Genomic DNA, 17,680 nt, shown 5'->3' with positions numbered 1-17,680 from the left:
GCGGGCCGTAGCCGACCGGCACCCCTCGACGCGTCCCCTCCATCACACACCAGGCCCACCGGGGATGCGACCCGAGCGGCGAGGGCCCGGGATCCGAAGGGATCCGGGGCCCGGGCGCCGGACGGGCCGCGTCAGGACGACGCGTGCAGGCGCAGCAGCGACGCCACCAGCTCGTCGACCTCCTCCGGGGTGTTGTACAGCGCGAAGGAGGCGCGGGCCGCCGACTCCAGGCCGTAGTGGGCGAGGGCCGGCTGCGCACAGTGGTGGCCGGCCCGGATCGCGATGCCGTCCCGGTCCAGCCAGGACGCGATGGCCGCCGGTTCGTGGCCCGCCATGGTGAAGGTGAGCACCGCGATGCGCTCCGGCGCCGACCCCAGGATCTCCAGGCCCGGCACCCTCGCCATCGCCTGCCGCGCGTACGCCGTCAGCTCGTTCTCGTACGCGGCGACCGCTCCCCGGTCGAAGGACGTGAACCAGTTCAGGGCGGCGAGCAGCCCGACCACCCCGGCGATGTTTCCGGTGCCGGCCTCCATGAGGTGCGGCACCGGGGCGAACGTGGTGCGCTCGAAGGACACCGAGTCGATCATGTTGCCGCCGCCCTGCCAGGGCCGCAGGCCCGCGAGGACCTCCGGCTTGACGTAGAGCGCGCCGATGCCGGTGGGCGCGTACAGCTTGTGCCCGGAGAAGGCGTAGAAGTCGGCGTCCAGGGCGGTGACATCGACCGGCAGGTGGGCCACCGCCTGTGCCCCGTCGACCAGTACCTTCGCCCCGTAGCGGTGGGCGAGTGCGGTCATCTCGCGCACCGGCGGGACCGTGCCGAGCACGTTGGAGGCCTGGCTGATCGCGACGAGCCGGGTACGGCACGAGAGCAGGTCCGCGTAGGCGTCCTGGTCGATCCGCCCGTCCGGCAGCAGCGGTACCGGGACCACGCGCGCCCGGGTCTCGCGTGCGATCAACTGCCAGGGGACGATGTCCGAATGGTGCTCCAAGACCGGCACGAGGATGTCGTCGCCGGGGCCGAGGCCGGCCCGCCCCCAGCTCTGCGCGACCAGGTTCACGGCCTCGGTCGTGCCCCGTACGAACACGATGGAGTCGGGCGACGGCGCCCCCAGGAAGTCCGCGACGGCGGCGCGGCCCGCCTCGTACATCTCGGTGGCCTCGCGGGCCATGGTGTGCGCGCCTCGGTGGATGTTGGAGTTGGACGTGCCGTAGTAGCCGGCGATCGCCTCGATGACCTGGCGCGGCTTCTGTGTGGTGGCCGCGTTGTCCAGCCAGACCAGAGGGTGCCCGTTGACCGTGCGGTGCAGGACCGGGAAGTCCTTGCGCGCCGACTCCGGTGTGAATCCGCCCGGTTGCCGCCCTGGTGGGACGATCCGCTCCGCAACCTCAGGAGTAGTCATGGTAGTTGGACACCTCGACGTTCTGGAGTACGGCGATCGCGTCCTCCACCAGGACGGCCGTGTTGAAGTACGCGGTCATCAGGTACGAGGTGATGCCCTTCTGGTCGACCCCCATGTTCCGCATGGACAGGCCGGGTTCGACCTCGTCGGGGACCGCGGCGGGCCGCAGCCCGACCACGCCCTGCTCGGCCTCGCCGGTGCGCATCAGCAGGATCTCCGTGGTGCCGATGGCTCCGCCGCCCGAGAAGCGCACCTTGTCGGAGGGCAGCAGCGGCACGCCCCGCCAGGTGAGCAGCGGGCTGCCGTACCGGCTGTCGGTCACCGGCGGCACGCCCCGCCGGGTGCATTCGCGGCCGAAGGCGGCGATCGCGCGGGGGTGCGCGACGAAGAACCCGGGCTGCTTCCACACCCGGGCCAGCAGCTCGTCGAGGTCGTCCGGGGTCGGTGAACCGGTGCGGGACTGCACGCGCTGGCCTGCGGATACGTTGTTCAGGAGGCCGAACTCGGGGTGGTTGAGCAGTGCCGCCTCCTGCCGCTCGCGCAGCGCCTGCACCGTCAGGTTGGACTGGGCTCGCGTCTGGTCGATCGGGCCGTTGTACAGGTCCGCGACGCGGGTGTGGATGCGCAACACCGTCTGGGCGAGCGTCATGTGGTACTCGCGCGGTGCGTCCTCGTAGTCCACATAGGTGCCCGGCAGCTCGACCTCCCCGACGTGCCCGGAGCTGAGGTCGATGGGCGCCTCCGCGCCGGGCCGCACCCCGTCGCCCGAGGCGTACGCGTCCATCGCGGTACGCAACTCGGGGCTGCGGTCGGCCAGTTGGGCGAGTGCGGCCCGGTCGGCGCACAGGGCCGTGCCCGGCGTGAGTGCCTTGACGCGGTACGGCATCGGCTCGCCGCGGGTCCAGGAGTCGAGACAGAAGAACTGGCCGTCGCCCACGACTTCGAGCAGCGCGTCCTCGCCGTACCGGCCGGTGACGCGCTTCTCCGCGCGGCCCTGCACCAGGACCCACAGCCGGTCGGCGGGATCCCCCTCCTGCACGAGCACCTGCCCGGCGTCGAACGTCACCGGGGTGAAGGCGCCCGCGAGTTCGCCCAGGAGCTCGTCCTCGGTGTCACGTAAGTAGGGCAGCTCGCGCAGGTCGCCCGGCATGACGCAGGGGGTGCCGTCCTCGTCGTACGTGCTGATCCGGTCGTCGCCCAGGACGAAGGAACGGCGCCGGTTGACGCGGTAGACGCCGGATTCGACGTCCACCCAGGGCAGCGCGCGCAGCAGATAGCGCGGGGTGATGCCGCGCATTTGCGGAACGGTCTTGGTGGCGGTGGCGAGTTGCCGAGCGGCGTCCGGGCCGAGACTCGACCGACCATTATTCACAGGAGCGTTCACCAGTACCTCCACGTCGGGGTTGGACGACAACCGATCGTGTTCCTGGAATTCCGGCGCCACAAGAGGCATGTGCCCGTGGCAGTCCTGAAAAGGTGCCAAAGGGGCCACGAAAAACCGCCCCGACGCAGGTCGGGGCGGTTTTGGCGCATCGCAGAACAGACTCGATTCAAACTGACTGCACGGCTATTACATCCTAAAAGCACGGCTTATGGGAATGCCCGTTCCGGTCGAATGAAAAGATCGACGGCGCGAATTCGACGAAGCGGTCAGCGGGCCGCCCGCTCCTCCACCGCGGTGCGCCAGGCAGCCTTTTCCGCGGGCGTTTCCTGTTCGGTCGCGGGCGCGTGCCGGCCGCCGCGGGCGAAGAAGCCGGCCAGCGGCAGGGTGGCCGCGCCCACGGTGACCGCGTCCGGGCCGAGCCGGCCGAGCTCGATGGTGACCCGCTCGGCCGGGTGGCGCAGCGCGTAGGCGGTGGCGTGCCGGCGCACCGACTCCAGGATGTGCGGGCCGAGTTGGAGCCCGGCCCAGCCGCCGATGAGGATGCGCTCGGGGTTGTAGAGGTTGATGAGATCGGACAGTCCGGCGCCCAGGTACTCGGCGGTCTCCTCGATCACCCCGAGCGCGACCGGGCTCGGGGCGACGCCCGGGTCCGTGGGGTAGGCGGCGCGGAGGAGGGCGGTGACGGCGGTCTCCTCGCCGGTGTCGGGGGGCAGTTGGGCTCCCGCCTCGCGCCAGCGCTGGATGAGGGCCTCGGCGCCCGCGTACGCCTCCAGGCAGCCGAGCGCGCCGCACCGGCAGCGCCGGCCGCGTACGTGCACGGTGGTGTGGCCCCACTCGGCGGCGCTGCTGTGCGCGCCCCCGTAGATCGCGCCCCCCGAGATGATGCAGGCCCCGACGCCCGAGCCGAACAGGACGATGGCCGCGTCGGAGGCCCCGCGGCCGCCGCCGAACCACAGCTCGGCCTGTCCCAGCGTCTTGGTGCCGTTCTCGATGAAGTAGCGTGTATCGGTGGGCAGTTGGAGGCTTTCGCGCAGCAGGGACTCCAGGGGGACCGCGTCCCAGCCGATGGTCTGGCCGTGCACCACGGCCCCGTCGGGGGAGCTGCGGTCGACGATGCCCGGCACGCCCACACCCACGCCGAGCAGGCGGGCCGGATCCAGACCGCTCTCGTGCAGCACGGCCGCGACACCCTCGCGGATGTGGCCCACGATGTGGTCGACGTCGTAGCCGCCCGCGTCCAACGACAGCTCCGCGCGGGCTAGTTCACGCAGTACCAGGTCGAACAGCTCGACCCTGACCCGGGTCTCGCCGACGTCCACGCCGATGAGGTGGCCGCAGCCGGGGGCGACCCGGAGCAGGGTCCGGGGCCGCCCGCCGTCGGAGTCCACCACCCCGGCGTCCTCAAGGAGGCCGTCCGCGACGAGCTCGGCGACGACGTTGCTCACGGATCCTGAACTCAGCCCGGTGGCGGGCCCCAGTGCCTGGCGGCTCATCGGTCCGTCGAAGTACAACCGGCGCAGAACCGCGCTGCGGTTGTCCCGGCGCAGGTCGCGGACGGTCCTTCTGTTCGGTGTGGCCATGTGGCTCCCTCCCTGCGTGCAACATACCGGTGCGAGAGCCCGTGCCGCGCCCTTGTCCCTGGTCTTAACTCATGCCCTAAATTAAGCCATGAGCTTGCTGGCGGCGCGCAAGGGGGCGGCGCACCCGCACCGGCGGCCCGCATGCGCGGGGGGATGCGTGGGGGCGTACGGGGTGTCCTAGCCCAGATGTGCCACGAGCCGTTCCAGGAAGGCCTGCTGGCCCTTGATGAGCAGCGGGGCCGCGGCCTCGGGGGCCAGCCAGGCGAAGCGGTCCATCTCCGGGAACTCGCGCAGGGTGCCCGAGCCGCGCGGCCACTCCATGGTGAACGTGCCCGGCACCACGTCCGCCGGATCCAGGTCCCCCTCCACCGCCCACGCCGTCACGGTCTTCCCGGAGCGCTGCACGACCTCGCCCAGCGGCACCCAGGCGCCCTCGGGAGCCGGCAGCCCCAGTTCCTCCTCGAACTCGCGCCGGGCCGCCGCCTCGGGCCGCTCCTCGGGGCCGTACTCCCCCTTGGGGATCGACCAGGACCCGGCGTCGCGTCCCGAATGGAACGGCCCGCCCATGTGCCCGACCAGCACTTCGAGCCCGCCCGCCGTCCCGCGGTACACCAGCAGCCCCGCGCTGCGCTTTCCTGCCATGCCGCCAGTCTGCGGGCCCGGCCCGCGCGGCGCCACGGGGCGGAGATGTCGGCGGGGTTTCGGTTGATATGTATGGGTACCGGACTTCGAGGAGGTGGTGCACATGGCGGACTCCGGGCGGAACGAGACGGCCGAGGAACGCGCCGACCGCAAGTGGGGCGACCTGCTCCAGGAGCTGAGGGTCGCGCAGACCGGAGTGCAGATCCTGTTCGGCTTCCTGCTCGCCGTCGTCTTCCAGGAGCGCTTCACCAGCCTCGGCAGCACCGACCGCACCATCTATGTCGTGACCGTGGTGCTCGGCGCCGCGACCACCGGAGCACTGATCGGTCCGGTCTCCTTCCACCGGGTGCTCGCCGGAGAGCGGCTGAAGCCGCAGACCGTGACCTGGGCGTCCTGGCTCACCGTCGTCGGCCTGGTGCTCCTGCTGTGCACGGTGGCCAGTTCGCTCCTGCTCATCCTGCGCGTCGCCCTGCACAGCGTGCTCGCACCGTGGCTGGTGGCCGGGGTGGTCTGCTGGTTCGTCTGCTGCTGGTTCGTGCTGCCGGCCGTGGCCCGCAGGCTGCACCACGGCGACCGTACGTCCTAGGGGTCATGCGTCCCGGTCAGGTGTCTCCGGGTCGGCTCCGGGGGCGGAATATTCCGAGCGCTCGGCCGACACGGCGAGCGTGAAGGAGTGGCCGGCCGGGTCGGCGTAGACGCGCTCGTCGCGCGGCCCGTTGTTGTCCTTGGTGTCGACGGGCATCCCGCCGAGGGTGATCACCTCGCGCTCGGCGGCGTCCATGTCGCCGAGCGCCACGACGATCCTGAGGTGCGCCTGCTGCGAGTCCTCGGGGCGCGGCCAGCTCGGCGGCGCGTACCCGTGGTCGCGGCGGATCGCCAGATGGACGCCGTCGCCGCCGATGACCTCCACGAAGTCCGGGTTCTCGGCGGTACGGGTCTCGCCGCCGAGCAACGCGGCGTAGAACTCGGCGAGTTCGACGGGCTCGGCACAGTCCAGTACGAGGATGCTGGTCTTGGGTACGCTCATGCCGGACGAGTGCCCCCGCCGGGCTCCGCCTAACCGGCGCGGGCCGGGCCCCGGCAGCCGTCGGGCACGCGGTCGCCGTCCGTGACCGCCGCGCCGCTCGCGTAGTGGACGTACTCGCGCACCAGTCGGAACCCGGCCGTCCAGGCCAGCAGCCGGCTCGGCCGGTCGTGGCGGGAGCAGGTCCAGCTCACGCCGCGCCCCCGTGCCGTGATGTCGTGGCTCAGCGCCAGCACGCAGTGCGGGGCGAGCCGTTGGTGGCGCCGCCCGGGCGCGGTGAGCACGGCGATGTCCTCGTAGGCGGCACCCCGGAAGTAGGTGCAGGCGAGGGCCAGGAGTCTCTCCTGGTGGAAGGCGCCCCACGCGTGCCCGGACCGGGCGAGGCCCGAGGGGCCGCCCCAACTCGCGTGGATCCAGGCCGAGTCGGCAGGCAGGGCGACGAGTGCGGGCGCGTCCGAGGAGGTGAGCGGACGGATCGTCACGGTACGCGGCGGGCGTGGGGGAGCCACCGGTTGCTGGCGCACGTAGACCATCCGCTCGCGCGGCACCACCTGGTCGAAGGCGGCGCCGAGGACCGGCAGGAAGGAGGCCGGCGCGTCGATGCGGCGATGGGCCAGGGGTGCGAGGTCCGCCGGTTCGAGGGCGTCCGGGTCGCCGCGCAGCAGCGCATGACGCGCGCAGTCCAGGGCGAGCACGCGCGGACGCCCGGCACGGTCGGCCAGGGCGTGGCCGTTCCCGGTGGTCAGCACGTGCTCGGCCAGCGCCGAGGGTCCGGGTTCCGTGGTGTCCAACCGGCCCACGAGTGCGGTGAGTTGAGGTAGGGAGAGTTCGATCACGTCGGGCTCCGTTCCGGCGGCGGGATGTCGGGCCTCGGGTCCGACGAGCGGCGAGGCCGACGGGTGCGAGGCGCTGCGCGGTGGGGTGCGGTGCGAGCGCCGCGGACTGTGCGGTGTGGTGCGGGACATGCGGTGAGCTGCGGTTCGGTGTGCTGCCTTTGCTTGTGCTTTGCCGTGAGGAATGGGTACCCCGTGCGCGGCGAGGTAAGGGCGCGACCTCCCCGGGGGCCGTTGCGTACCGCCGCGCGGCCGCACCGGGAGACGGCCCCGACGGTGCCGGCATCGCCCTGGCAGGCAAGGAAAGCAGGTCTTGAGCGTCCCCGGCGTCAGCGTCGCGTCAGTGTGGGCCCGCTTCCCGTCAGCGTCGCGTCAGGACGCCGGGCGGTCAGGACTCGCGGGCGTAGCGTCGCCGACGTGCCCCGGCCCGCCTCCCCGTGCCGGGGCCGCCCCACCCACCGCGCGGATCCTCCAGGAGGCATCCATGGCACGGCCCGTCGGTGCGGCGACGCCCCGGACCCCGGGGTACGCCCCGCCGACGGGCGCACGCGGTGGATCGCCCGACAAGGAGCACCTGGCCATGACCACCATGAACCTGCCGGCCGCCGCCCCCGCCCACACCCCGGACGATCTGTCCGTGTGGCCGGCCTCCACCTCCCGGCTGGGCCACGGCGGACTCGCGGTGGGCGCCGTCGCGCTCACCGAGATCGCCGAACGCTTCGGCACACCCGCCTATGTGCTGGACGAGGGCGAGGTGCGCGAACGCTGCCGCACCTATCGCAGCGCCTTCCCCGAGGCCGAAGTCCTCTACGCCGCGAAGGCGTTCCTGTGCCGGGCCGTGGCCCACTGGGTGCGGGACGAGGGCCTCGGGCTCGATGTGTGCTCGGCCGGCGAACTCGAACTCGCCGTCACCGCCGGATTTCCGGCCGACCGCATCGTGCTGCACGGCAACGCCAAGTCGCCGCACGACATCGAGGCCGCGCTGCGCCTCGGCGTGGGGCGGATCGTCATCGACAGCCCCTCCGAGATCGCCCGCCTGGCGGCGGCGGTCGGCCCGGGCGGTCACCAGAAGGTGATGCTCCGGGTGGTGCCCGGTATCAGTGCGGGCGGCCACGACAAGATCCGTACCGGCACCGACGACCAGAAGTTCGGACTGTCCCTCACCGACGGCCACGCCCAGCACGCCATCGCTCGCATCCTGGGGCAACCGCAGCTCGAACTGACCGGCCTGCACTGCCATTTGGGGTCGCAGATCACCACGGTCAAGCCCTATCTGTCGGCGGTGCGCCGCATGGTCGGCCTGATGGCCCGCATCCGCGACACCCACGGCGTGGTGCTGCCCGAGCTGGACATGGGCGGCGGCCACGGCGTCGCCTACCGGCCCGGCGAGGACGCGCTGGACATCACGGCGCTGGCCCGCCGGATGCGTACCGAACTCGTCGAGAGCTGCGCGGCGGCCTCGCTCACGGTGCCCCGGCTGCTCGTCGAGCCGGGCCGCGCGGTGGTCGGGCCGGCCGGTGTCGCGCTGTACCGGGTGCTCGCCGTCAAGCGCACCGGCGACAACCTCTTCGTCGCGGTCGACGGCGGCATGAGCGACAACCCGCGACCCGCCCTGTACGGGGTGCGGTACGAGCCCCGCCTCATCGGGCGGGCCGCGACCGCCGAGCCCCGCAGGGCGACCGTCGTGGGACGGCACTGCGAGGCGGGCGACGTCCTGGCCGCGGCGGTGGACCTGCCGGGCGACGTCCACCCCGGGGACCTGCTGGCCGTGCCGGTCGCCGGCGCCTACCAGCTGTCGATGGCGTCCGGCTACAACATGGTGGGCCGCCCCCCGGTGGTCGCCGTCGCCGACGGGCACGCCCGGCTCCTGGTGCGCCGCGAGTCGCTCGACGACTTCCGCAGCCGCGACGTCGGGCTGTGAGGCGACCCGGTCGCGGCATCGGGTGTGCGGCGGGCCGGCTCCGGCGACGGGTGTGCGGAGGCCGGTCCCGTCGCGGCCACGGGTGTGGGGAGGCCGGTCCCGTCGCGGCCACGGGTGTGGGGCGTCGCTTTCGGCATCGGCCGTGCGCCGCGCTCACTGCGGTCGCTGCGCGACCCGGGGGGCGGTGCGGCGGCCGAGGAGTTCGGCCAGGCCCCGTCGGGTCGCGGCGAGCACCACCCGGTCCTCGGGGCGCAGCACGTAGCCGGGCGGCACCTGCCACACCAGGTCGCCGGGAGAACCCGCCCGGTCGCGCCGGGCGGCACCCAGATCGGGCACCCGCTCGCCGGGCGAGGACGTGTCGAGCGCGAGGACCCGCCAGGCCCCCTCGCGGAAGGCCTCCTCGACCGTGTGCCCCTCCAGCTGTGGATGTCCCGCGACATCGACGGCCGCGAAGAGCAGCACCTTGCGCTCCACCGGTATGGCGCCCAGGATCTGACGACCCATCATGGCGCTGGCGAAGGCCGGCGCCGCCAGGTGCGAGACGCTGCGGCTGCGGGTGAGCGCCCCCGGGTGCGCGGCCCGCAGGGTGCGGTGGACGGCGGTCGCGAAATCGTCGTCGTAGAGGCGCATCACCACGCGCAGATCGGGCTTCACCGAGCGGGCGTACAGGGCGGCTTCCAGGTTGGTGGTGTCCGAGCTGGTCAGCGCGAGCAGGGCGTGCGCCCGGTGGATACGGGCGGACTCCAGGAGCCCTTCCTGGGTGACGTCGCCGATGACGGTGGGGACCCGAAGGCGCCTGGCGAGCGCTATGCCGCGGGCCTCGGGGTCGGCCTCCACGCACACCACGGGGATGTCGAGTTCGCGAAGCCGCACCAGGACCCGTGCGCCGATCTTGCCCATGCCGAGCAGCACCACATGGCCCGAGAGCCCGCGCGGGGGCCGGGGCAGCGCGGAGGCGTTGCGGAAGGTTCCCAGACCTTCCAGGACGGCGGCGACGAGGATCGGCAGGAGCAGCAATCCCACGAGTCCGGAGAGGAGTTGAAGGATCTGCCGTCCCACCGGCTGGCCCTTGGCCGGGTCGTCGATGGCGAAGATGTCGAGCAGCGTCAGATAGGCGGCGTGCAGGGGATCCGCGCCGGTGGTGAGGCAGGTCGCGACGGCGAGTGCGAGCACCGAGGCGACGATCCCGGCCAGCGACCAGCGAAGCCGCCGGGAGAACAGCCTGCCCAGGGGCGCGCTCAGATCGGTGAGGCGGCCCGGCGACCGCGCGGGCCCGGTGTAGGTGACCGTCTCCAGGACCACCCGGCCGCGGTGTCCGGCCTCGTCCATCGAGCGCTCGTCCGGCAGCAGCCGGGGTCCTTCCGAGCCGCTGCGGTCCGAACCCTCGGCACCCGCGGGGTCGTTGGTGGTCGACGACAGAAGGGCCAGGGTGCACAGACCGGGGTCGGTGACCTCGCCGGGCCGGGGCGGCGGACGCTGCCCCGCCCGCAGCAGCACCCCGTCGGCGTGTACGACCTTGCTGGTGCCCGCGAGCGCGGTCGCGGCGAGTGCGGGCGCCGCGGTGTCGGCGTCGGACAGGACGGTGGTGGAGGTCTCCGAGGCGCCCGGGCCCGGGCCGGGCGTGGTGAGCGCGGCGGCCTGGTCGAGCAACTCCTGGAGATACTGGCCGAGTTTGCGGTTGTAGAGGCGGATGACGAGCCGTACGCGCGGATTGAGACGCCGGGCGATGAGGGCGGCCCGGATGTTCGTCTCGTCGTCGCGGTGGACCAGGGCCACGGCCGCGGCCTGACCGATGCCGGCCTCCGCGAGCGTCTCGTCGTTGGGTTCCACCGCCTCCACGAGCCGGTTGTCACCGGCCCCGTCCGGGGCGGTGGCCGGGGTGCGCAGCATCACCGAGGACACGCGGCCGAACAGCGCGGAGGCCCTGGCGCGGCCGCCTGCCGGGAGCCGGGACGCGGGAGTTCCGTCGACCGGTGGTACGACCAGGATCACCCGCTCCCCGTACACCTCGCGCAGTTCACCGGCGAGCCGGTGGGCCAGCGCGCCGTCCCCGCTGACGATCATGTGTCCTACGGGCGGTCCGGGTCTCGACGCGGACGCGAGCGGCTGTTGAGGTAGTGAGGGCACACCCAGACCTTGCCCCATCAGGTGGCGTCGCGTCGACGCCCCGCCGGCCCCGGGCGCACCGGGGGAGCAACTGCCGCGTTCCGCACGGATGTTGTGAACAGGGTGTGCAGCAGCACCGCGGTGAGTGTCCCCGCCACCACCCCACTGCCCGCGACCGTACGCGCCCAGCCGGGGAACCCGTCGTAGAGGGCGGGCGCGAGCAGCGGCAGCAGGCCGATCGCCAGCGCCAGAGCCGCGACCACGGAGTTGGAGCGCTCCCCGAGCCCGGCGCGGGCGAGCATCTCCACGCCCATGACGGCGATGACCGCGTACACGACGAGCGCCGAGCCGCCGACCACCGCGGTGGGCAGCCCGGCCACCAGGCGCGAGAGCGGGGAGAGCAGTCCGGCGACCACCAGCAGGCCACCGGCCGCGGCCGTCACGTACCGGCTGCGCACCCCGGTCAGCCGGCCGATTCCGATGTTCTCGGAACTGGTCACCATCAGGGACGTACCGAACAGGGCGCCGACGAGGGAGACGAGCGCGTCCGCGCGGGCCACCCTCGGCACGTCCCGCCCGGGGTCGGGCGCGCGGCCCGCGGTCTCGCTGTTCAGTACGGTCTGGCCGGTGATCTCGGCCAGCGTGGTGAGGCTGAACACAAGAAGCGGCAGGGCCGCCAGCGGGTCGAACTCCGGTGCCCCGTAAGGGAAGAGGTCCGGCAGCGCGAAGCCCGAACCGGCGGCCGGGGTGAACGTGCCGAGGCCCGTGGTCACCGCGACGAGCGTGCCCACCGCCATGCCGATGAGGACGGCGGCCCGCCGCCACACCCCGCGCAGCACGAGGTGGGCCAGGACCGTCGCGGCCACGGTCACCGCGGCGAGCAGGACCGCGCGCGGGGCGGCCGTGCCGCCGGGGCCGGTGATGAGCTGGGCAGCGACCTTGACCATGGAGATTCCGATCAGGAGCACGGTCACCCCCATCACGAGCGGCGGGAAGAGCCGTACCACCCGGGCGTACAGCGGCAGGACGGCGAGCAGCAGCGCGGCGGCTAGCAGCACCGAACCGCTCGCCACCGCCGGGCCGTGATCGCGGGCGATCTGGAGGAACAGGGCCGCGGCCGCCCCGCCCGGCAGCATCACGAACGGCAGCCGCGCGCCGAACTTCCAGACGCCGAGCGACTGGAGGAGCGATCCGGCGCCGCACAGCACCAGCACGGCGCTGAGCAGCGAGGCGGTGGTCGGGGGCGGCAACCGCAGGGCGGTCGCCGTGAGGAAGACGGTGGACACGGGGGCCGCGACCATGGCGAGCACATGCTGAAGGGCGAGCGGCCCGAGCCGCGCCGCCGGTACGCGCTCATCGGCGGGGGAGGGGCCGCAAGAGGCGTACCCGGCACCGGAGTCGGGGGTCCCCGGGTCGTTCGGGGAAGCGGGGGAGGTCATGGGCGGGCCTCCAGCCAGGGCAGCTGCTCGGGGGTGTAGCGGTAGGCGCGGAACACCGCGTTCGGCTCGGCGGGGAAGAGCCGGCGGACCTCGGACTCCTCGTAGCCGCCGAACTGCGGCACCACGAACTCCCAGCACAGATAGCCCTCCTGGGTCACCTCGAAGAGGCGCCCCGCCGGTGAGTCGGTGATGAGCGTGTTGCCGCCCGGCAGCCGCTGTGCCGATCCCATGAACGGTGCGAAGAACGACTCGCGGGCCGGGTCGTGGTACTGCCACACCACCGCGCGGCTCTCTCGCGCGATCTCGATGACGCGCGAGTACGGCACGTCGTGGCCCGGCCGGAAGACGCCGTTGTCGAAGACGAGGATGTTGCCGTTCGCCAGCTCGGTGGGATGGTGCTGCTGGGAGACCGAGCCGGGCTCGGTGCGCCACAGGATCTCGCCGGTGTCCCGGCTGATGACGACCACCGCGGACACGCTGCGCAGACTGGCCAGGACGTTTCCGTCGGCGAGCGGGGTCACGCTGTTGATCAGTGGCCAGTGCTCACGGGCGTAGTCGGGGTGCAGCGGGAACTCGGCACGGTCGAGGTGGTCGGCGGCCCGCCACGACCACAGCTCGGTGCCGTCGGGTCCGACCTCCTTGATGGTGTCGGCCCACACCGTGTCCCCCGCGGCCTCCGAACCCGCCACCCCGCCGAGGACGGCGGCGGCCTGTGCGCCCCGCAGGGGTTCGAGCGCGGTGTACAGGACGCGCCCGTCGCCGAGGTGGTGGGCGTCGTGGTGCTGGAGGGGGTCGCGGTGCTCGCGCAGGACGGTGCCGTCCGGCGCGGCCTCCAGCATCACGCCGCCCCGGTACTTGTGCCACATCGGGAACAGCGCCTCCTGGTCCGGCAGCACGCCGTTGTACGCCAGGTTCCCGTTGCCGAGGATGCGGGCGTGCCGCCCCGGCCGGTAGGGGAGGTGCCAGGTGTGTACGGCCTCGCCGCGCAGGTCCACCAGATACACCTCGCCGTCCGAGGTGAGCGGGGCGTAGAGCGTGAAGCCCGGGCAGGCCGCGCCCGGGTCGAGCGCGATGAGACCGGTGCCGCGGCGGCGGCGCTGGTTCTGGTCGACGGCGGTCGGACGAGCGGTCACGACGACTCTCCTTCAAACTTTCTTTGATGGCTTCAAACAGCTTCGAAGGTAGAGGCGTTGTGTGTCAGCGGTGTGACGGGAGTGCGAAACCGTTCCGGGCCCTGCGTAAGGTGATCCCCAGGGAGGGCGGTGTCGATGAACGACGCAGGTGACAAGGGTGCGGGGCCGCGCCTGGGCGGGGCGGTCCGCCGCCGGCGCCGGGGGCTGGAGTTCACGCTCGCGGCCGTCGCGGAGCGCAGCGGCCTCTCCGTCCCGTTCCTCAGCCAGATCGAGAACGAGCGGGCCCGCCCCAGCATGCGCTCCCTCCAGCGCATCGCGGACGCCCTGAACACCACCGCGGTGGAACTGCTGGCCGCCGCCGACGCCACGGAGCGGACCGTGGATGTCGTACGGGCCGGCGACGACGCGGGCCTCTCCGCGGACGCCGGGGTGCGCCCGCTGGTGCGCGGCCGGCATCAGATGCACGCCCTGGAGTTCACCGGGGAGCGTGCGGCGGACCGCGAATTCCTGCACCACAACGACGAGTTGATGTACGTGGCCGACGGTGCGGCCGAGGTCGAGGCGGAGGGGCGGGGCTACACCCTGTCCAAGGGGGACACGCTCTACCTCACCGGCGGGGTGCGCCACCGCTGGCGGGCGACGCTGCCCGGTACGCGGGTCCTCGTCGTCGCCGTCTCCGACCACGTCGAGGGACCGTGAGAGGCGCCGCGGTCGATGGGTGGAGAGGCTTCGGCCCTCAACTGACCCCTTCGGCAAGGCTGTTGTAGCGCAGCAGATACTCCGCGAAGCGGTCGAGATCCTGCGGGGCCCAGTCGGCGAGGCGCTCGTGGAAGGCCTGGCGGCGCAGCTCGGCCGCCTCGGCGAGCTTGGCGGTGCCGGCCGGGGTCAGCTGGAGCAGCTGGATGCGGTGGTCGTCGGGGTCGCTGATCCGCTCGACGAACCCGAGCTTCTCCAGGGCGGCGACCTGCCGGCTGATCGTCGACTTGTCGAGCATGTAGTAGGCCGCCAGATCGGTCGCCCGGCAGCCCTGCTGGTCCTCCAGGTGGGAGAGCAGGGTGAACGAGACGAGCGAGAGCTCCGGGTGCATCCGGGCGGCGGCGGCCCGGGCGCGCCGGGCGAACGCGGTCAGCTCACGCTGGATGGTGACGACCGACTGGTCTCGGCTGAGCACGGCTGATCCCCTTTCGTCTCCACGGATCGGTTGCACAATACAACGTCACGGGGGATACGGGGAGCGCCACGCCGGGCGGGCCGCCCGCCTCGCCTTCCCGTGGAGCGGCCTACTTCGCGGGCGGTTCCGCCCGCGTTTCCACGGGCTCCTCGCCCAGGGTGTCGAGCGCCTCGGCCAGCCAGCCGATCCAGAACGTCTCCAGCTCGATGCCGCCGCGCAGCACCAGATGCCGCAGCCGGTCCCGCTCGCTGTCGCGTTCCGGCGGGAAGTCCTTCGCCTCGATTTCCTGATACATCGTCAGTGTGGCCTGGTGCAGGGCGAGATGGCGCTCCAGCTCGGCCCGCAGGCCCCCCGTGCCGACCACCGCCGCCGCCCGCATTCGCAGCAGCAGCGGGTCGCGCATCGGCTTCGGGTCCTGTGCGGCGGCCGCCCACTCGGTGAGCTCCGCACGGCCCGCGGGCAGTACCTCGTACTCCTTCTTCTGCCCCCGGGCCGGTGCCGCGGACGCCAGCGCCCGGATGAGGCCGGACTGCTCCAGCTTCGCCAGCTCGCGATAGATCTGCTGGTGCGTGGCCGACCAGAAGTAGCCGATCGACTTGTCGAAGCGGCGCGTCAGCTCAAGCCCCGACGAGGGCTTTTCGAGCAGTGCGGTCAAGATCGCGTGGGGCAGGGACATGACCGCATCCTAGGTTCGGGCCGATCCCGGGGCCCGCATCCTGGGTTCGGGCCGATGCCGGGGCCCGCATCCTGGGTTCGGGCCGATCCCGGGGCCCGAACCGGCGCTCGGCCCGTCAGAGCGCCGCGGCGAGCCGGGTGCCCTGGTCGATGGCGCGTTTGGCATCCAGCTCGGCGGCCACGTCCGCGCCGCCGATCAGGTGCACGGCCGCACCGGCCGCGGTCAGCTCCTCGTACAGGCCGCGCCGAGGTTCCTGGCCCGTGCACAGCACGACCGTGTCGACGGGGAGCACGGTGGAGGTGCCGTCCACGGTGATGTGCAGGCCCTCGTCGTCGATGCGGTCGTAGCGCACGCCCGGCACCATGGTCACGCCGCGGTGCTTGAGTTCGGTGCGGTGGATCCAGCCGGTCGTCTTGCCGAGCCCGGCCCCGACCTTGGTCGTCTTGCGCTGGAGCAGGTGCACCTGGCGCGGCGGCTTCGGCCGCTCCGGCGCGCGCAGTCCGCCGCGCTCGCCGTAGGCGGTGTCGACGCCCCACTGCCGGAAGTACGTCTCGGCGTCCAGGCTCGCCGCGTCCCCGCCGTCGGTGAGGAACTCGGCGACGTCGAAGCCGATGCCGCCCGCGCCGACGACCGCGACCCGCTCGCCCACCGGGGCCCCGTCGCGCAGGACATCGAGATAGGTGACCACGCTCGGGTGGTCCGAGCCCGGGATCTCGGGGGTGCGCGGGGTGACGCCGGTCGCGATCACGATCTCGTCCCAGCCGCCCGGGATCAGGTCGGCGGCGCTCACCTCGGTGTTCAACTCGACGTCCACACCGAGCAGTTCGAGCTGGGTGCGGTAGTAGCGAAGGGTCTCGTCGAACTCCTCCTTGCCCGGCACCCGCTTGGCGATGTTCAGCTGGCCGCCGATCCGGTCGGCCGCGTCGAACAGTGTGACGGCGTGCCCGCGTCCGGCCGCCGACACGGCGAAGGCGAGCCCGGCGGGCCCCGCGCCGACCACGGCCAGGCGCTTGCGCAGCTTGGTGGGGGCCAGGACCAGCTCGGTCTCGTGGCAGGCGCGCGGGTTCACCAGGCAGGAGGTGATCTTCCCGCTGAAGGTGTGGTCGAGGCAGGCCTGGTTGCAGCCGATGCAGGTGTTGATGGTCTCGGGGCGGCCCGCGCCGGCCTTGGCCACGAACTCGGGGTCGGCGAGGAAGGGCCGCGCCATCGACACCATGTCCGCCCGCCCCTCGGCCAGCAACTGCTCCGCCACCTCGGGGGTGTTGATGCGGTTGCTGGTGATCAGCGGGATCGACACCGACCCCATCAGCTTCTTCGTCACCCAGGTGTAGGCGCCCCGGGGCACCGAGGTCGCGATGGTCGGGATGCGCGCCTCGTGCCAGCCGATGCCGGTGTTGATGATGGTCGCTCCGGCCTCCTCGACGGCCCGCGCGAGGGTGGTGACCTCGTCGAAGGTGGAGCCGCCGGGCACGAGGTCCAGCATCGAGAGCCGGTAGATGATGATGAAGTCCGGGCCGAGGCGCTCGCGGGTGCGGCGGACGATCTCGACCGGGAAGCGCATCCGGTTCTCGTAGGAGCCGCCCCAGCGGTCGGTGCGCCGGTTGGTGGCGCCCGCGACGAACTCGTTGATCAGATAGCCCTCGGAGCCCATGATCTCGACGCCGTCGTAGCCGGCCGACCTGGCGAGGCCCGCTGCCCGGACGAAGTCCTCGACGGTCCGCTCGACCTCGTCGTCGCTCAGGGCGTTCGGCACATACGGGCTGATGGGCGCCTGGAGGGCGCTGGGCGCGACCAGGTCCTCGTGGTAGGCGTACCGGCCGAAGTGCAGGATCTGCATCGCGATCCGGCCGCCCTCGCGGTGCACGGCCTCGGTGACCACCCGGTGCTGGGCGGCCTCCGCCTCGGTGGTCAGACGGGCGCCGCCGGGGTAGGGCCGGCCCGCGTCGTTGGGGGCGATGCCGCCGGTGACCATGAGGCCGACCCCGCCGCGGGCCCGCTCGGCGTAGAACGTGGCCATCCGCTCGAAGCCGTTCTCGGCCTCTTCGAGACCGACGTGCATCGAGCCCATCAGCACCCGGTTGGGCAGCGTGGTGAACCCGAGGTCCAGGGGGCTCAGCAGATGGGGGTACGCGGTCATGGGGGCGCCTCCGGGTGGGATGTCGTCGCCACCCGTTGTAGACCAGCGCACCCCGGTTATGCAACAAGTTGCATAACACTGAGGTGCCGCTCACACCCGGGGTTCGCACACCGGAGATCACATCCGGAGATCACATCCAGAGAGCGCACCCGGAGATCACACCCGGAGCGGCGGCCCCACGGGGCGAGCCGGTACACGCCGGGCGTCCGCGACCGAGCCCCTTGGTGTACTCGG

Annotated in this window: 15 protein-coding genes; 3 read left to right on the top strand and 12 right to left on the bottom strand. The window is 72.6% G+C overall.

Going from position 1 to position 17,680, the window contains the following annotated elements; all coding sequences use genetic code 11:
- Positions 1 to 131: 131 nt before the first annotated feature.
- The 4 genes from ACFYNP_RS14225 to ACFYNP_RS14210 all read right to left on the bottom strand — a co-directional run bounded on the left by ACFYNP_RS14225 (position 132) and on the right by ACFYNP_RS14210 (position 5,006).
- Positions 132 to 1,400, bottom strand: a complete 1,269-nt coding sequence (locus ACFYNP_RS14225; RefSeq protein ID WP_388785507.1) for a SufS family cysteine desulfurase — start codon at positions 1,398 to 1,400, stop codon at positions 132 to 134.
- Positions 1,387 to 2,784: a family 2B encapsulin nanocompartment shell protein gene (locus ACFYNP_RS14220; RefSeq protein WP_388785505.1), complete on the bottom strand. Its 1,398-nt coding sequence runs from the start codon at positions 2,782 to 2,784 to the stop codon at positions 1,387 to 1,389. Before ACFYNP_RS14220 ends, ACFYNP_RS14225 begins: the two co-directional genes overlap by 14 nt.
- A gap of 266 nt (positions 2,785 to 3,050) precedes the next feature.
- Entirely contained in the window at positions 3,051 to 4,364 is a 1,314-nt protein-coding gene (locus tag ACFYNP_RS14215) for an ROK family protein (RefSeq protein WP_388412915.1), read from the bottom strand.
- 177 nt (positions 4,365 to 4,541) lie between these two features.
- Positions 4,542 to 5,006 (bottom strand): NUDIX domain-containing protein, encoded by a 465-nt coding sequence (locus ACFYNP_RS14210; protein ID WP_388785503.1) that lies wholly within the window; start codon positions 5,004 to 5,006, stop codon positions 4,542 to 4,544.
- Positions 5,007 to 5,109: 103 nt separating this feature from the next.
- Between ACFYNP_RS14210 and ACFYNP_RS14205 the strand changes: the two genes are divergently transcribed.
- The gene (locus ACFYNP_RS14205) at positions 5,110 to 5,592 is read left to right on the top strand and encodes a DUF6328 family protein (protein WP_388785501.1); all 483 of its coding nucleotides are present in this window, start codon (positions 5,110 to 5,112) and stop codon (positions 5,590 to 5,592) included.
- A gap of 3 nt (positions 5,593 to 5,595) precedes the next feature.
- Here ACFYNP_RS14205 and ACFYNP_RS14200 read toward each other — a convergent pair whose 3' ends face one another.
- Positions 5,596 to 6,033 (bottom strand): VOC family protein, encoded by a 438-nt coding sequence (locus tag ACFYNP_RS14200; RefSeq protein WP_388412912.1) that lies wholly within the window; start codon positions 6,031 to 6,033, stop codon positions 5,596 to 5,598.
- A gap of 29 nt (positions 6,034 to 6,062) precedes the next feature.
- Positions 6,063 to 6,866, bottom strand: a complete 804-nt coding sequence (locus tag ACFYNP_RS14195) for a GNAT family N-acetyltransferase (RefSeq protein WP_388412911.1) — start codon at positions 6,864 to 6,866, stop codon at positions 6,063 to 6,065.
- Positions 6,867 to 7,443: 577 nt separating this feature from the next.
- Here ACFYNP_RS14195 and lysA point away from each other — a divergent pair.
- Positions 7,444 to 8,784, top strand: coding sequence for a diaminopimelate decarboxylase (gene lysA, locus ACFYNP_RS14190; protein WP_388785499.1), 1,341 nt, complete (start codon positions 7,444 to 7,446; stop codon positions 8,782 to 8,784).
- A gap of 153 nt (positions 8,785 to 8,937) precedes the next feature.
- Here lysA and ACFYNP_RS14185 read toward each other — a convergent pair whose 3' ends face one another.
- Genes ACFYNP_RS14185 through ACFYNP_RS14175 form a run of 3 tightly spaced genes read right to left on the bottom strand, consistent with a single transcriptional unit; the run spans position 8,938 to position 13,462 of the window.
- Positions 8,938 to 10,929 (bottom strand): NAD-binding protein, encoded by a 1,992-nt coding sequence (locus ACFYNP_RS14185; protein ID WP_388412908.1) that lies wholly within the window; start codon positions 10,927 to 10,929, stop codon positions 8,938 to 8,940.
- Positions 10,929 to 12,329 carry a uracil-xanthine permease family protein gene (locus tag ACFYNP_RS14180; protein WP_388412907.1) on the bottom strand — a complete coding sequence of 467 codons (1,401 nt, stop codon included), beginning with the start codon at positions 12,327 to 12,329 and terminating at the stop codon, positions 10,929 to 10,931. Before ACFYNP_RS14180 ends, ACFYNP_RS14185 begins: the two co-directional genes overlap by 1 nt.
- Positions 12,326 to 13,462 carry an aryl-sulfate sulfotransferase gene (locus tag ACFYNP_RS14175; protein ID WP_388785497.1) on the bottom strand — a complete coding sequence of 379 codons (1,137 nt, stop codon included), beginning with the start codon at positions 13,460 to 13,462 and terminating at the stop codon, positions 12,326 to 12,328. The genes ACFYNP_RS14180 and ACFYNP_RS14175 overlap by 4 nt, the downstream gene beginning before the upstream one ends.
- Positions 13,463 to 13,597: 135 nt before the next feature.
- On the opposite strand from ACFYNP_RS14175, the gene ACFYNP_RS14170 reads away from it, so the two are divergent.
- The gene (locus ACFYNP_RS14170) at positions 13,598 to 14,161 is read left to right on the top strand and encodes a helix-turn-helix domain-containing protein (RefSeq protein WP_388785495.1); all 564 of its coding nucleotides are present in this window, start codon (positions 13,598 to 13,600) and stop codon (positions 14,159 to 14,161) included.
- A gap of 37 nt (positions 14,162 to 14,198) precedes the next feature.
- On the opposite strand, the gene ACFYNP_RS14165 is transcribed toward ACFYNP_RS14170, so the two are convergent.
- The 3 genes from ACFYNP_RS14165 to ACFYNP_RS14155 form a co-directional block, all read right to left on the bottom strand.
- Positions 14,199 to 14,633, bottom strand: a complete 435-nt coding sequence (locus tag ACFYNP_RS14165) for a MarR family winged helix-turn-helix transcriptional regulator (RefSeq protein WP_388412905.1) — start codon at positions 14,631 to 14,633, stop codon at positions 14,199 to 14,201.
- A 109-nt stretch (positions 14,634 to 14,742) separates the two neighbouring features.
- Positions 14,743 to 15,309, bottom strand: coding sequence for a PadR family transcriptional regulator (locus ACFYNP_RS14160; RefSeq protein WP_388412903.1), 567 nt, complete (start codon positions 15,307 to 15,309; stop codon positions 14,743 to 14,745).
- Positions 15,310 to 15,424: 115 nt separating this feature from the next.
- Entirely contained in the window at positions 15,425 to 17,446 is a 2,022-nt protein-coding gene (locus ACFYNP_RS14155) for an FAD-dependent oxidoreductase (RefSeq protein ID WP_388785493.1), read from the bottom strand.
- Between the last annotated feature and the right edge of the window lie 234 nt (positions 17,447 to 17,680).

This window comes from Streptomyces sp. NPDC006691 (assembly GCF_042869955.1).
Classification (GTDB): domain Bacteria; phylum Actinomycetota; class Actinomycetes; order Streptomycetales; family Streptomycetaceae; genus Streptomyces.
The sequence above is the reverse complement of the archived record's forward strand: the minus strand, read 5'-3'. Positions and strand labels throughout refer to the sequence as shown.